Raw genomic sequence first — 13,642 nt, forward strand, 5'->3', positions numbered from 1 at the left:
ACTTTAGTTATTTAATGATTTTACGATTTCCTTTACATATGTTAAAAAGTCTGCTCTAACCTTTTCAGTTGTTTCTATAACCTCATCATGTGTAAGAGGCTGATCTAATATTCCAGCGGCCATATTTGAGATACAAGAAATTCCTAGAACTTCTAATCCAGCATGTCTCGCTACAATAACTTCTGGTACCGTTGACATTCCTACTGCGTCTCCACCTAATGTTCGAGCTAATCGAACCTCTGCTGGAGTTTCGTAGGTAGGCCCTGTATTTCCGACATAGACTCCCTCCTGTACAGATAGGGAAATACTTTCTGCTATCTCTTTGGCAAGCTTTCGTAATTCTTTATTGTATGCAGCAGACATATCAGGGAAACGAACGCCTAATCGAGAATCGTTTGGCCCGATTAGTGGATTTCCTCCCATATTATTAATATGATCAGAAATGATCATCAAGTCTCCAGGGTTGAAGTTTTCATTCACGCCACCCGCAGCATTCGTAACGATTAATGTTTCTACACCTAGTTCCTTCATTACACGTACCGGGAAGGTTACTTGATTAAAATCATAACCTTCATAGTAATGGAAGCGTCCTTGCATTGCTACAACTTCTACACCGCTTAATTGTCCAAACACAAGCTGACCCGCATGACCAGCAACAGTAGAAACAGGGAAGTTTGGAATTTCTTTATAAGGAACTCTTACAGGATTTTCAATTTCATCTGCTAGTACACCTAGCCCCGATCCTAAAATAAGTCCGATGCTAGGTGTTCCTGTGTATTTATTTTTTAAAAGCTCGGCTGCATTTTCAATTTTATTGTAATCCATATTCTTCATTCTCCTTACTTAATATCCTTTAAAAAGCTTTCTCCATGCTTAGGCATCTTCACATTAAAGTTGTCTGCCACAGTTGCCCCTACATCTGCAAATGTTTTTCTTATTGGCAGCTCTTTTCCTTCTTTATTATCCTTTGAGTATACAAGCAACGGAACATACTCTCTTGTATGATCTGTCCCATGATGGATAGGGTCATTTCCATGATCAGCGGTAATGATGAGTAAATCATCCTCTGTCATTTTTTCAAAGACTTCTGGAAGTCTGGTATCAAATTCCTCCAATGCCTTTCCATAGCCTTCAGGGTCACGGCGATGGCCATATAACGCATCAAAGTCGACTAAATTTAAGAAGCTTAATCCAGTAAACGTTTTATCGAACGCTTGGATAAATTGATCCATGCCATCTTTGTTTGATTTCGTACGAAGGGCTTCTGTTACCCCTTCACCGTTATAGATATCAGAGATTTTCCCAATTGCAACAACATCGTATCCAGAGTCCTTTAACTCATTCATTACTGTACGATTAAAAGGTTTTAAAGCATAGTCATGTCGGTTTGCTGTACGCTTAAAATTCCCTGGCTCACCAACAAATGGACGGGCAATCACTCTTCCTACTAAATATTTATCATCCTTTGTTAACTCCCTAGCAATTTCACAAATTTTGTATTGCTCTTCAATCGGAATAACTTCTTCGTGTGCAGCGATTTGAAGAACAGGATCAGCAGATGTATAGACAATTATAGCACCCGTATCCATATGTTCTTTCCCTAGTTCCTCAATGATTTCTGTACCGCTTGCAGGTTTATTTCCAATGATTGGTCTCCCTGTCTCTGCTTCAAGCTTTGCTAATAAGTCTTCTGGGAATCCGTCTGGATATACTTTAAAAGGTGTATCAATATGAAGTCCCATTAGCTCCCAATGACCTGTCATCGTATCTTTACCCACAGATGATTCTTGCATTTTCGTATAATGAGCTAATGGTTTTTGCTGCTTTTCAATTCCTTTTATTTCTCTAATATTTGATAAGCCAAGCTTTGCCATATTCGGCATCTTTAGTCCACCCATATGTTCGGCGATATGTCCTAATGTATCAGAGCCTTTATCATTGAACAATTCTGCATCTGGTGCTTCTCCGATTCCGACAGAATCCAACACAATTAAATGAACTCTTTTATATGTATAGTTACTCACGATCATTCCTCCTTGATTCATTAAAGCGTTTTCAAGCTTAGCAATGCTATCCTATTTTACCCTTTATCTCTCAGGCTAACCTTATATCCAACTCGTCAGAAGTCTGACAACCTAATTGTAAGGTTGAACAATAAAAAACACAAGCAAAAACTTTGCCTGTGCCTGTTCTATTAATCTACTATATTCTTTGGTTCCATAACTTATTACGCTCTAGGATGAAATTGTGAGTAGACGTCTTTCAGTCTCGTTTTCGTCACATGTGTATAAATTTGTGTTGTTGAGATATCCGCATGTCCAAGCATTTCCTGTACCGCTCTTAAATCGGCCCCGTTTTCGAGTAAATGAGTAGCAAACGAATGTCTTAACGTATGTGGAGTCAGCTTCTTTTCGATCCGTGCTTCTATTGACAAACCCTTAAGAATTTTCCAAAAGCCTTGTCTTGAAAGCCCTTTTCCATGATGATTCAGGAATAATGAATCATCATGATGCTTTTTCGAGCGAAGCTTTTGCCTTCCATTCTCTAAATAATTCTCAAGAACGTTTATGGCTGTTTTTCCAATCGGTATAATCCGCTCCTTATTTCCTTTTCCAATACAACGAACAAATCCCATCGTTAAGTGGACATCGTCGATTTGCAGACCAATCAATTCGCTTACTCGAATTCCAGTAGCATAGAGAATTTCAAGCATCGCTTTATCTCTCAATCCTAGTGGTGTCGAGTCATTTGGTGCTTCAAGTAAAGCTTCTACTTCCTCCAGACTTAACACCTTTGGTAAGGTTCGTTCCATTTGTGGTGAATCTAAATGAACAGATGGATCTTGATCTGTAACCTTATCCCTTAATAAAAATTGATGAAAGGATCTGATAGAAGCAACATGTCTAGCAATTGTTTTTGAAGATTTATTTTGATCTTTTAAATATCCTAAAAATTGAACGATGTTTATTCGTTTCACGTCATTTAAGCTTTTAAGCTCTTCAACATTCTCTAAAAATTGAATGTAGTGCTTTAAATCGCGTTGATAGGACACTAGCGTGTTTTTTGCTAGCCCTTTTTCTACCAATAAGTAATGAGTAAAATCCTTTAGCTGGTCTTTCACCTTACATTACTCCCCAATCATATAAAAAAGTAGTAAGCGGTCTGTCCAATTCTGTCCCTCACCTGACTGCTGGGAAACTTTCACCGCTGCTCCCTCAGGTTCATCATAACGATGATAATTTTCATATTCTTCACTTATGCACATAATACCATAATAAAAAAGAATCGTGGACCCTGTGAAGAGAATAAATACTTTAATTGTTTGCCAGAAAACCGTTAAACCTTGTTTCATCATGCCTGTCCCCCAAAAAGAGTAATTATTACAAGCTATGACGTTTTCATTAGAATTTATACCTATAAAACAAGAAAAACCTTTTCACATGAAAAGGTTTTGTGTTTATTATGAGTCTTTCTCATCTGTTTTTTCTTGACATCTATAGCAGATTCCATGAAATGTCAATCGATGATCTTTAATCTTAAATTTCCACTCTCTTTCAACAATCGTCTCCACGTCTTCTAATAAATCTTCTTGAATTTCATCAACGGCTCCACATTCAATGCAAACGAGGTGATGATGAAAATGGGCTGCTCCCTCTTGTCGCAAATCATATCGCGACACTCCATCACCAAAATTAATCTTGTCGACAACTTTCAGTTCAGTTAAAAGCTCTAATGTTCTATATACGGTAGCTAAACCTATTTCAGGAGATTTTTCCTTAACGAGGAGGTATACATCTTCGGCGCTAAGATGATCTTCTTCATTCTCTAATAACACCCGTACGGTTGCTTCACGTTGGGGTGTTAATTTATAGCTTGCAGAATGAAGCTGCTTCTTTATTCGTTCAATACGGCTTTCCATATCCGTCTCCCTCCCTCGTCAATTTTCTTTATTATTATAACAAAAAGGGAGGAATAAGCAAAATAAAATTATTATAATGAAGAGATCGCAATTTATATTAACTAATAATTATTATTTATTAATACTTGATATAACCGTTTTCATTAAAGTGGGAGAAATATAAGCTTCAATACTTGCTGCAATTGTTATCACACCAATCGCAATGATAAATCCAATCGCGTATTTAGAAAATAGCGGTACCATTTGAATTTGATAGGTTGGTGAGTTTTTCATAAAGATTTTCCGTATAAGGGTTAGTGAGAAGCTAGCACTAATGACCCCAACAAAAATAAATGCGGGAATGATCACAATGTTTTGAGGCAACACCGATACAAAAGATAATAGAAATCCTTCCCATCCCATTTGATTTACTAGGAAACCGACAGAGAACCCAACGACAACCCCCTTCATAAATAGCAATACAAATATGATGGGTAAACCGATAATCGATATTCCTAAAATCCACATTAATCCTAAATATTTAACATTATGAAGAAAACTTTGACGAAATAAATCCTCCGATGCAGCTACTTTCCCATCGGATATTTCACCAAAAAATTGTCCTAAATAAAAATATAAATCTTCTTTTTGTGTAAAAGATAAACTATTTACAACAACCGCCCCAAAAATAACTCCCATAAAAAAAAGCGTTAGAATGAATAAATAGATTGAGGAGTGGGCATGTACATGTTGAATAAAAGTAAGGTTTGTAGAGATTCTCTTCCGCATATATGAGTCCTCCTAAGCTTCAATTACTAGACTATATGCAGTTTCGATAGAGTTTATGCTCGCAATTGACCGTTCTTTTCATTCTATAAAAATACCATTTTTTTCTGATTTTTCATTGAACTTCCTCCCCCTTACCGATATAATCTATAAAAATATAATAAGGAGGATAAAAAATGGGCAAGCCAATATTAATGAGTTTCCCAGATAAAATTGAAACAGAACGCGTATACCTCCGGCCATGTCTACCTGGAGACGGGGAGGTAGTTCATCGTGCTATTATAAAATCGCAAGAGGATATGAGAAGATGGTTGCCTTTTGCCGAAAATGAGCAAACCGTCGAAGAAGTGGAAGCGGGGATTCGTGAGTCCTATGCACAATTTATTAAAAAAGAAGATTTCCGCCTGCACATCTATCGGAAAGAGGATCATGAATTCATTGGTTCTACAGGGCTTCACCGGATTGTTTGGGATGTTCCTAAAGTTGAAATTGGATACTGGATTCATACGGATCACAGTGGGAATGGCTATATGACTGAAGCTGTTAAGGGGTTGACAGCCTTTGCTATTGAAGAGTTAAAGGTGAATAGAGTAGAAATCCGCTGTGATGAATTAAATCTTGCCTCCCGTAAAATTCCAGAAAAGCTTGGGTTTAGATTAGAAGGCATTTTGCGTAATGATGATCGTGGTGAAGGACGAAAAGAACTGCGAAATACTTGCGTATACTCTGTATTGCCTACTGATTGGATATCTTCTTTAAATGAATAATATCAGAGGGGAAGGCACCGCAACTTGGAACATTGCGGTGCCTTCTCTCTTTATTCCTTTACTACCTTGCCGTATTTCCCTCCACCGCCTGCCTGTAATATAAGCCCTCCAGTTCTTGCCTTTACAATAAGCTCTGCTAGAGGTTTAGGGACGACTTTTTCTAATTCATCTTGAGAAACATCATGCAGGATATTCATTTCTGTTCCAAGTTGAGCCACTAATTTCTCCATTGTTTTAGGTCCAAGCCCAGGTAAATAATCTAATGGTACCTGAGGAATATACGGAGGTCTAGTTGGAGGTTCCTTACTACCTGCCAGCTCATTAATACGATGCTTTACCCCGCGTGTAGATTTCGTATGATCACAGGCTGAGCAATATCTTGTTTTATCATCAACGACTTTAAAACACGAAGAACAAGTGGTTTCATAATACTTCCCCAAATAAGGATTTAAACCATAATTCTCGATAATCTTTCGTCCGCCCGCTTTTTTTAATGCTTTTCTAAACTCTTCGAAACTTGCTTCCTGAAGGAGCAGCTGCTGATATTCTCTCGCCATTTTTTGAAGGGAATGAGCATCGGAATTAGTTAAATACGGGTATTGATGAAGTTCTTCTATTGAATCAGCCATCAGGGTATTCGCACTTAACCCTAGTTCGATCCCATCAATCAAATGAGGGTCGAACACTTCTTGTAAGGTTTTTTCAACCCCCTTTCCAAATAGACTTTTAAAGGGGGTAAAAACATGTGCTGGTATAAATAATCCATTGAGCTCCTTCACTTTTCTTTGCAAGCTTTTTCCATCAATATAAACTCTTTGAGAACTCAATTGGATATTTTTCACATACCCCTTCAACCATTCAGAAAATGTGTTCATCTTATCTAATGAAGGCAGGTACACTAGAACATGGATGGGTCCCTTACAGGAAGAATCATATATTTCAAGCTCACTTCCTGGAATAAGTGTCAGCTTATTCTTATATCGAAAACCGCCACCTGGAAGCTCTCTTAAGTATCCTGTGTCCAGTAACTCGATTATTTCTTCGAGGACCTCTGGGGAATGACAATCAATGATACCAATAATGTCCAGCCCTTTTTGCTGTGTTGCATAAGACAAAATCGCAGGTAGGGTCAGATTTCTTGAACCTGTTATCTTCACCGGCTTACCGCTTTTCGTGCTGCCAATATGAATATGCAGATCTGCAAAAAAAGTCTCCATTTATTTTTTCATGGCCTTCTTTAATTGCAGGTACTGAATAGCATAAGCTGTTTTTGCATCATAGACCCTTTGGTTATCTAGGAGCTGTTGTGCTTCTTCTAATGTAACTTCTACTAGCTCTACAAATTCATCTTCATCTTGTTCACTTGCATCCTCTAGCACGTAAAGGTCCTCTACTAAAAAAACATGAACAAGCTCATCGGCAAATCCTGGTGACGTATAAAAAGAAATTAATGGCTTTATTGATTTTGCACCATATCCGGTTTCTTCTTCCAACTCTCTCAATGCTGTCTTCTCTGGCTCTTCCCCTGGCTCAAGCTTTCCAGCGGGAATTTCAACGATGGAACGTTCTAGTGCTTTTCGATACTGCTCCACCATAATGATTTTCCCATCGTCTTTCAGTGCAATGACAGCCACCGCTCCTGGATGCTTAATCAATTCTCGTTTAGAGGTTTTCCCATTTGGAAGCTCCACATCATCTAGTTGGAGATGAATAATTTTCCCTTCATATAAGGTCTCTGATTTAATCGTTTTTTCCTCGAATTTTTTCAATGTTACACTCTCCGTTCTATTATCACCCATTACTCACATACATTTTAGCATACTCTTTTCATCGATTTACAATCATCGAAATGAGGAGGAGCCAGCATGAAGATTATCCTACATGAGAAACGAATTATTCTCGTAGGGAAGGCTTGGGAAATTCGAGAAAAGCTTAAACAGTATGGGCAGCAGTATGAACATGTTGCTGAATGGATTCACGCCACCAAAAGCAGTTAACTTGGTCTACAGACTCCTCTTTCGTTAAAATAAAGGATAGAAAGCTAAACGAGAGAGGAAGATGGAATAATGGAGAAGCGTCGTTTAGGGCAATCAGATTTATTAATTAGTAAAATCGGGCTCGGATGTATGTCTCTCGGGACTGAAAAACACCAAGCTCAAAAGATTATCGAAGCAGCTCTTGAAGAAGGAATTAATTACTTTGATACTGCCGATCTTTATGATTTTGGAGTAAATGAGAGCATCGTTGGAGAATCATTAAAACATGTAAGAGAAGAGGTAGTCATTGCCACCAAAGTGGGGAACCGCTTTAATGACCTAAGCGATGGTTGGAGATGGGATCCATCAAAAGCCTACATAAAGGATGCGGTGAAGGATAGCCTAAAGCGTCTTCAAACAGACTATATTGACCTTTATCAGCTTCATGGCGGCACAATTGATGATCCTATTGATGAAACAATTGAAGCGTTTCAAGAATTGAAAAAAGAGGGATACATTAAAGAATACGGAATCTCCTCTATTCGCCCGAATGTCATAAAAAGATATTTAGAATCTTCATCCATTGTCAGTATCATGATGCAGTATAGCTTACTGGACCGTCGTCCTGAAGAGTTTTCAGAGTTTATTAAAGATCATGGTGCAAGTATTGTAGCAAGAGGGCCACTTGCCAAAGGACTACTTAGTGTGAAAATGCTTGAAAAGGCTTCTGAAAAAATGAAAATCAATGGGTATTTGGATTATTCTTTTAAAGAGCTAGAGGAAGCGATTACTGAAATCCATGCTAAGCTTGGCGATAAACGTTCCATGAATGAAATCTCCCTGCAATTTAACTTAATGGATGATGCAGTAGGAGCCGTTATTCCGGGAGCAAGCTCTATTGAGCAATTAAGAGAGAATGTCCGCGCCGTGAACCAGCCTTCACTCTCACAGGAGGAATATACGCTTTTGAAGGAACTTACAAAAGCTTCAAAATATGAGCAGCATCGATAACCTTTAAATCTTTTTTGTCAAAGGCTAAATTCTGATCGTAAAAGCGAAGATGATGATAACAAAAAAGGATGACCTATTGCCGACATGGCAGTACGGGTCATCCTTTTTCATTTTTTTTGTACCATTCTAGCGCTTTTCTCTCCATCGCTTTGACAAACTCATGTTTCCCATTTATGTAAGCGGCAATATCTGATGGAAACTGTTTCGCTAATTGTTGCTTGATCTCACCGTATTGTTTTGCTTCATTAGGAAATTCTCGTAAATAATCTCGGAAAGCTATATGTCTATGGATTTCGTCATTTCCTTTTTGATACATATGAAGATGGACTAAACGAGTTCCATCCTTCTCGAATTGAAAATATCTTCTTTTTGGAATTCCATTTTCGCCTTTGAAAACATAACCCTCCTCTACAAATTCATCAATAAAGGGATTTAGGCTCTCCAAAGTCGGTAGCTCTACTAGAATATCAATAATGGGTTTCGCTGCTAGTCCTTCGACAGAGGTTGATCCAATATGGTGGGTAGTAATTGGTACATTCTTTAAAAGATTACGAATCTTTTTCTTCTCATTTTGATAGCGAACCTTCCATTCCGTTTGATAAGACAGAACTTCAACCTTTCTCATCTACTTGTATTTCTCCCAATTCATATTGCTCTCATTTAAAAGCTCTTCAAACGATTTATTTTTTTCACGGATTCTCTTTTCTTCAAGCTTTTTTTGTTTCTCTTTTTCGATCCGCTCTACTTCTGCTTTTTCTAGTTCTTTCTTTTTATCATTCAGCTGTTTGAAGATCTCACTATTTAACGAATCCTTTAGAGTTAGCTCATCTTGTTTTTTATTGCTTCGTTGGTTTTGATTCTGTTTTCTTTTCTTCTTCATGCTGCTCCCTCCTTGTTCCTTTATTATAATCTCTTTTTGGATTGTTTTCATGTTTTTACATATTGTTATACTCGGCATGTGATTGTACAATCTTTTATAATAACGATGATTTACTCAATGAACACTTTATGTACTATTTATTAATATCTGTAAGAAAGAGTACGTAACGTGTTTATTCTCGACTTTTGCCGTTTTATTCTCAACTTTAAAGAATTAATTTTCAACTTTCCCTTTCTTATTTTCAACTTTTATGTGTTTATCGATTTCTCGACAAAATCCGCAAAAAAACTTTCAATTAACACTTCTCATGACAGAATAAAAGGGCTGCCTTATTAATGGCAACCCCTTTAATAAATTATTCTACTTAAAATGCTTCTTCAACTAAATCATCCGCAATTTTCAGCTCTGGATTAGTACTTGATACAATATCCTCTACCGTAAAGCCTTTTGCAACTTCTTTTAAGACAAGTCCTTCAGCCGTCACATCGATTACTGCTCGGTCTGTAATGATGCGGTCAACGACACCTTTTCCTGTTAACGGAAGAGTACACTCTTTAAGTATTTTTGATTCACCACTTTTATTTACATGTTCCATGATAACGACAATTCGTTGAGCACCATGTACGAGATCCATGGCTCCACCCATTCCTTTAATCATTTTTCCAGGAATCATCCAGTTAGCAAGATCTCCTGTCTCAGACACTTCCATTCCACCAAGAATCGCAACATTGACATGACCTCCTCTAATCATGGCAAACGATTCAGAGCTATCAAAATAAGATGAGCCTGGAATGGCTGTAACCGTTTCTTTCCCAGCATTAATCAGGTCTGGATCTACTTCTTCTTCTGTAGGATATGGTCCAATTCCTAATAAACCATTCTCAGATTGCAAAACTACTTCTTTATTGTCGGAAATATAGTTTGCAACGAGTGTTGGCATACCAATCCCTAAATTCACATAAAATCCATCTAATATTTCCTTTTCTGCTCTTCTAGCAATTTTTTCTCTTAAGGCTGCACGATCCATTTAAACTCTCCTTCCCCTAATTATGCTTTTTTAACGGTTCTGCGTTCAATTCGTTTTTCTTGTTGCCCTTGAATAATCCCTTGTACATAAATGCTCGGTGTGTGGACATCATTCGGGTCGATATCACCGATTTCAACCAATTCTTCTACTTCTGCAATCGTCACTTTCCCTGCAGCCGCAATCATCGGACTGAAATTTCTTGCTGTTTTGTTATAAACCAGATTCCCCATTTTGTCGCCTTTCCAAGCTCTCACTAAACTAAAATCAGCTGTATACGCTTCCTCTAATAAATACTCTTTACCGTTGAATTCTCGAGTTTCTTTTCCTTCTGCGATTGGGGTTCCAACGCCTGCTGGTGTATAGAATGCTGGAATTCCAGCGCCGCCTGCTCTGATTTTTTCTGCCAGTGTCCCTTGAGGAACTAATTCTACTTCAATTTCCCCTGATAGTACTTGACGTTCAAATTCTTTGTTTTCGCCGACATAGGAACCGACCATTTTCTTGATTTGTTTATTCTTTAAAAGCAGACCCAGCCCCCAATCATCTACGCCACAGTTGTTTGAAATAACCGTTAAATCTTTAACTCCTTTATCAACTAAGGCTAAAATTAATCCTTCTGGAATACCACATAGGCCAAACCCACCAACCATTAGTGTCGCTCCATCATGGATATCTTTTACTGCCTCTTGAAAGGAAGTATATTGTTGTTTCATATCGTTTCGCCTCCCGAATGAATTATTTTACCCGCTCTACAACCGTTGCGACTCCCTGACCGCCGCCAATGCATAATGTCGCTAATCCATGCTGAACATCTCTACGCTTCATTTCATGGATGAGAGATACTAAAATTCGTGTACCACTTGCTCCAATAGGGTGCCCTAGTGCGATAGCGCCGCCATTTACATTCAATAAATCTTTATTAAATTGTAATTCACGGTCCACAGCTAACGATTGAGCCGCAAATGCTTCATTTGCTTCAACAAGTTGAATGTCCCCAAGTGACATGTTTGATTTTTCTAAAGCTTTCTTCACAGCTGAAACCGGTCCTATTCCCATCACACTCGGATCCACCCCTGCATTTGCATTCGCTTTAATCGTTACAAGAGGAGTAATGCCAAGCTCTTCTGCTTTTTCTTTCGACATCACAACCACCGCTGCTGCCCCATCATTAATTCCTGAAGCATTTCCAGCAGTTACGCTGCCATCCTTTTTAAATGCTGGTCTTAATCCTGCTAGCTTATCAGCTGTTGACCCTTTTCTCGGGAATTCATCTACATTAAATACAACAGGCTCTCCCTTACGCTGTGGAATGTCCACAGACACAATTTCATCCTCGAAGCGCCCAGCTTCAATAGCTGCAACCGCTTTTTGTTGACTCCATGCAGCAAACTGATCTTGCTCTTCTCGAGAAATAGAGTAGCGATCACAAAGATTCTCTGCTGTGACCCCCATATGATAATCATTAAAGGCACACCATAGACCATCGGAAATCATACTATCTTCCACTTTCTGATCCCCCATTTTAAACCCATTACGTGCACCTTTAAGCAGGTATGGAGCCTGACTCATGTTTTCCATCCCGCCTGCCACTACAATATCTGCATCTCCAGCTAATATCGCTTGTGTAGCTAAATGAACTGTTTTTAGACCTGATCCACATACTTTATTAATCGTCATGGAAGGGACGTTCTCAGGCAATCCTGCTTTAATCGAGGCTTGTCGTGCGGGATTTTGCCCGAGCCCCGCTTGAAGTACATTTCCCATAATGACTTCATCGACCTGATCTGTCCCAATCCCTGCTTTTTCGAGGGCATTTTTAATGACAATTGCTCCAAGCTCTGGAGCTGAAATATCTTTTAAACTTCCGTTAAACGTTCCAATGGCCGTTCGAACGGCACTTACAATCACTACTTCTCTGGTCATTCCTATTCCTCCTCAAAAACAATCGTCCATATTACTGTTTCTATGAAAGCGGTTAAATTCCTCTAATTTTGTCAAAAAAACTTTGAGTTGATTTTCGATTCGCAATTTTTCTACAATAGTAATAAGGGGAGGGAAATGAATGAATTTACCTAAGAAAGCTACGATTATTGAAGTAGGTCCAAGGGATGGTCTTCAAAATGAGAAGAACTTTGTTCCAACAGAAGCTAAAAAAGAATTTATTCACACTTTAAGAAGAGCTGGAATGAAAAAAATGGAGTTAACTTCATTTGTATCACCGAAGTGGGTTCCGCAAATGAAGGATGCATCAGAAATCGTGGAAAGTTGTCTTGGCGGGGAACTAGACATCGTATTAGCTCCAAATCGTAAAGGGGTTGACCGTGCGCTTGAAGCTGGCTGTAACTCTATCGCTGTTTTTGTCGGGGTTAGCCATTCTTTTAATAAAAAAAATATTAATAAAACAACGGACGAGAGTTTGGCCGAATTACAACCGATTATTTCTGAGCTAAAGGAAAAGGATATATTTATTAGAGCGTGTATCTCAACTTCTTTTTATTGTCCATATGAAGGAAAAGTTTCTCCTGAAGATACATTAGCTCTATGCAAAAATTTCGTTGATATGGGGGTTAATGAGCTTAGTGTTGCAGATACAATCGGCATGGCCACTCCTAAAGAATCCTATCAACTATTTTCTTTATTAAAAGATCATTTGCCCCACGTAATGTTAACCGCTCATTTTCATGACACAAGGAAAATGGCATTAGCTAATGTTTATGCTTCATTACAAGCAGGAGTCGATCGCTTCGATACATCTGCAGGTGGATTAGGAGGATGTCCTTTTGCACCAGGGGCTTCTGGTAATGTTGCAACAGAGGATGTTGTCTATATGCTAGAAGAAATGGGTATAGAAACGGGAATTGATTTAGACACCCTTATCGAAGCGATTGACAAAGTCACCCCTCACATATCCCGTTCCATTGAAACAGGCTATTACCGTTTACACCAAAAATAGACGCATAACCTTTTCCTTGATGAACCATCCTATTGATATAATCCAGGATGGAAGGAGAATGGTTATGAGTCAAAAAAGAGAAAGAGGAAACAGTCAAAAAGGGAAGCCTGTTGCTGATACTGTGAAAAATACAATAGCTTCAGAAGAGTTGGAAAAAGCAATACATCCGACGAAACGTCAAAATTCTGAGCAATGATTTTACCTGTAAACAGTCCAGCTTACTATTGAAGGAATAGCATTAACCAAATGTGATTCTTTCCTTAGTAGGTTGGTTTTTTTCTGTGGGTTTTTTTCATCTACCCCTTCCTATTATCTCGATAAAATTCTGCATTTCTCTTTATAAA

Annotated in this window: 18 protein-coding genes; 5 read left to right on the top strand and 13 right to left on the bottom strand. The window is 38.4% G+C overall.

Annotated elements, in window-relative coordinates; translation table 11 throughout:
• Positions 1-3: 3 nt before the first annotated feature.
• From JOC86_RS04610 to spoIIM, 6 genes are all read right to left on the bottom strand, one after another.
• A complete protein-coding gene (locus JOC86_RS04610) occupies positions 4-825 on the bottom strand; it encodes a purine-nucleoside phosphorylase (protein ID WP_205168580.1) in 822 nt (273 codons plus the stop codon).
• Between the two features lie 14 nt (positions 826-839).
• Positions 840-2,024 (bottom strand): phosphopentomutase, encoded by a 1,185-nt coding sequence (gene deoB, locus JOC86_RS04615; protein ID WP_338021709.1) that lies wholly within the window; start codon positions 2,022-2,024, stop codon positions 840-842.
• Positions 2,025-2,227: 203 nt separating this feature from the next.
• Positions 2,228-3,121 carry a site-specific tyrosine recombinase XerD gene (gene xerD / locus JOC86_RS04620; protein ID WP_205168581.1) on the bottom strand — a complete coding sequence of 298 codons (894 nt, stop codon included), beginning with the start codon at positions 3,119-3,121 and terminating at the stop codon, positions 2,228-2,230.
• A gap of 6 nt (positions 3,122-3,127) precedes the next feature.
• Positions 3,128-3,352: a YqzK family protein gene (locus JOC86_RS04625; protein WP_205168582.1), complete on the bottom strand. Its 225-nt coding sequence runs from the start codon at positions 3,350-3,352 to the stop codon at positions 3,128-3,130.
• A 108-nt stretch (positions 3,353-3,460) separates the two neighbouring features.
• Positions 3,461-3,919, bottom strand: coding sequence for a ferric iron uptake transcriptional regulator (gene fur / locus JOC86_RS04630; protein WP_205168583.1), 459 nt, complete (start codon positions 3,917-3,919; stop codon positions 3,461-3,463).
• 111 nt (positions 3,920-4,030) lie between these two features.
• Positions 4,031-4,687: a stage II sporulation protein M gene (spoIIM, locus tag JOC86_RS04635; RefSeq protein ID WP_205168584.1), complete on the bottom strand. Its 657-nt coding sequence runs from the start codon at positions 4,685-4,687 to the stop codon at positions 4,031-4,033.
• 173 nt (positions 4,688-4,860) lie between these two features.
• Here spoIIM and JOC86_RS04640 point away from each other — a divergent pair, with 173 nt between their 5' ends.
• The gene (locus JOC86_RS04640) at positions 4,861-5,451 is read left to right on the top strand and encodes a GNAT family N-acetyltransferase (RefSeq protein ID WP_205168585.1); all 591 of its coding nucleotides are present in this window, start codon (positions 4,861-4,863) and stop codon (positions 5,449-5,451) included.
• 50 nt (positions 5,452-5,501) lie between these two features.
• Here the strand turns inward: JOC86_RS04640 and JOC86_RS04645 are convergent, their stop codons facing one another.
• Positions 5,502-6,668, bottom strand: a complete 1,167-nt coding sequence (locus tag JOC86_RS04645; protein WP_205168586.1) for an endonuclease Q family protein — start codon at positions 6,666-6,668, stop codon at positions 5,502-5,504.
• Positions 6,669-7,220: an NUDIX hydrolase gene (locus JOC86_RS04650; protein ID WP_205168587.1), complete on the bottom strand. Its 552-nt coding sequence runs from the start codon at positions 7,218-7,220 to the stop codon at positions 6,669-6,671.
• A 96-nt stretch (positions 7,221-7,316) separates the two neighbouring features.
• Here JOC86_RS04650 and mciZ point away from each other — a divergent pair, with 96 nt between their 5' ends.
• Positions 7,317-7,448, top strand: coding sequence for a Z-ring formation inhibitor MciZ (mciZ, locus tag JOC86_RS04655; protein ID WP_205168588.1), 132 nt, complete (start codon positions 7,317-7,319; stop codon positions 7,446-7,448).
• A gap of 69 nt (positions 7,449-7,517) precedes the next feature.
• Positions 7,518-8,438, top strand: a complete 921-nt coding sequence (locus JOC86_RS04660; protein ID WP_205168589.1) for an aldo/keto reductase — start codon at positions 7,518-7,520, stop codon at positions 8,436-8,438.
• 97 nt (positions 8,439-8,535) lie between these two features.
• On the opposite strand, the gene JOC86_RS04665 is transcribed toward JOC86_RS04660, so the two are convergent.
• From JOC86_RS04665 to JOC86_RS04685, 5 genes are all read right to left on the bottom strand, one after another.
• A complete protein-coding gene (locus JOC86_RS04665) occupies positions 8,536-9,063 on the bottom strand; it encodes a GrpB family protein (RefSeq protein WP_205168590.1) in 528 nt (175 codons plus the stop codon).
• Positions 9,064-9,318, bottom strand: coding sequence for a YqkE family protein (locus JOC86_RS04670; protein WP_205168591.1), 255 nt, complete (start codon positions 9,316-9,318; stop codon positions 9,064-9,066).
• A gap of 364 nt (positions 9,319-9,682) precedes the next feature.
• The gene (locus JOC86_RS04675) at positions 9,683-10,345 is read right to left on the bottom strand and encodes a CoA transferase subunit B (RefSeq protein ID WP_205168592.1); all 663 of its coding nucleotides are present in this window, start codon (positions 10,343-10,345) and stop codon (positions 9,683-9,685) included.
• Positions 10,346-10,365: 20 nt separating this feature from the next.
• Positions 10,366-11,058, bottom strand: coding sequence for a CoA transferase subunit A (locus tag JOC86_RS04680; protein WP_205168593.1), 693 nt, complete (start codon positions 11,056-11,058; stop codon positions 10,366-10,368).
• A 22-nt stretch (positions 11,059-11,080) separates the two neighbouring features.
• Positions 11,081-12,268, bottom strand: coding sequence for an acetyl-CoA C-acetyltransferase (locus tag JOC86_RS04685; protein ID WP_205168594.1), 1,188 nt, complete (start codon positions 12,266-12,268; stop codon positions 11,081-11,083).
• Between the two features lie 139 nt (positions 12,269-12,407).
• Between JOC86_RS04685 and JOC86_RS04690 the strand changes: the two genes are divergently transcribed.
• Both JOC86_RS04690 and JOC86_RS24925 read left to right on the top strand, forming a co-directional pair.
• Positions 12,408-13,298 carry a hydroxymethylglutaryl-CoA lyase gene (locus tag JOC86_RS04690; protein WP_205168595.1) on the top strand — a complete coding sequence of 297 codons (891 nt, stop codon included), beginning with the start codon at positions 12,408-12,410 and terminating at the stop codon, positions 13,296-13,298.
• A gap of 64 nt (positions 13,299-13,362) precedes the next feature.
• Positions 13,363-13,494 (top strand): hypothetical protein, encoded by a 132-nt coding sequence (locus JOC86_RS24925; protein WP_275583366.1) that lies wholly within the window; start codon positions 13,363-13,365, stop codon positions 13,492-13,494.
• The last annotated feature ends 148 nt before the right edge of the window (positions 13,495-13,642 follow it).

Source organism: Rossellomorea pakistanensis, assembly GCF_016908495.1.
GTDB lineage: Bacteria > Bacillota > Bacilli > Bacillales > Bacillaceae_B > Rossellomorea > Rossellomorea pakistanensis.

Bases quoted from the DNA above. Each gene is read 5' to 3' on its own strand.
- JOC86_RS04670 (WP_205168591.1), bottom strand. From the start codon at position 9,318: ATGAAGAAGAAAAGAAAACAGAATCAAAACCAACGAAGCAATAAAAAA.
- JOC86_RS04625 (WP_205168582.1), bottom strand. From the start codon at position 3,352: ATGAAACAAGGTTTAACGGTTTTCTGGCAAACAATTAAAGTATTTATT.
- JOC86_RS04665 (WP_205168590.1), bottom strand. From the start codon at position 9,063: ATGAGAAAGGTTGAAGTTCTGTCTTATCAAACGGAATGGAAGGTTCGC.
- fur (WP_205168583.1), bottom strand. From the start codon at position 3,919: ATGGAAAGCCGTATTGAACGAATAAAGAAGCAGCTTCATTCTGCAAGC.
- JOC86_RS04645 (WP_205168586.1), bottom strand. From the start codon at position 6,668: ATGGAGACTTTTTTTGCAGATCTGCATATTCATATTGGCAGCACGAAA.
- JOC86_RS04690 (WP_205168595.1), top strand. From the start codon at position 12,408: ATGAATTTACCTAAGAAAGCTACGATTATTGAAGTAGGTCCAAGGGAT.
- JOC86_RS24925 (WP_275583366.1), top strand. From the start codon at position 13,363: ATGAGTCAAAAAAGAGAAAGAGGAAACAGTCAAAAAGGGAAGCCTGTT.
- spoIIM (WP_205168584.1), bottom strand. From the start codon at position 4,687: ATGCGGAAGAGAATCTCTACAAACCTTACTTTTATTCAACATGTACAT.
- JOC86_RS04610 (WP_205168580.1), bottom strand. From the start codon at position 825: ATGGATTACAATAAAATTGAAAATGCAGCCGAGCTTTTAAAAAATAAA.
- JOC86_RS04660 (WP_205168589.1), top strand. From the start codon at position 7,518: ATGGAGAAGCGTCGTTTAGGGCAATCAGATTTATTAATTAGTAAAATC.
- JOC86_RS04675 (WP_205168592.1), bottom strand. From the start codon at position 10,345: ATGGATCGTGCAGCCTTAAGAGAAAAAATTGCTAGAAGAGCAGAAAAG.
- mciZ (WP_205168588.1), top strand. From the start codon at position 7,317: ATGAAGATTATCCTACATGAGAAACGAATTATTCTCGTAGGGAAGGCT.
- JOC86_RS04680 (WP_205168593.1), bottom strand. From the start codon at position 11,058: ATGAAACAACAATATACTTCCTTTCAAGAGGCAGTAAAAGATATCCAT.
- JOC86_RS04640 (WP_205168585.1), top strand. From the start codon at position 4,861: ATGGGCAAGCCAATATTAATGAGTTTCCCAGATAAAATTGAAACAGAA.
- JOC86_RS04685 (WP_205168594.1), bottom strand. From the start codon at position 12,268: ATGACCAGAGAAGTAGTGATTGTAAGTGCCGTTCGAACGGCCATTGGA.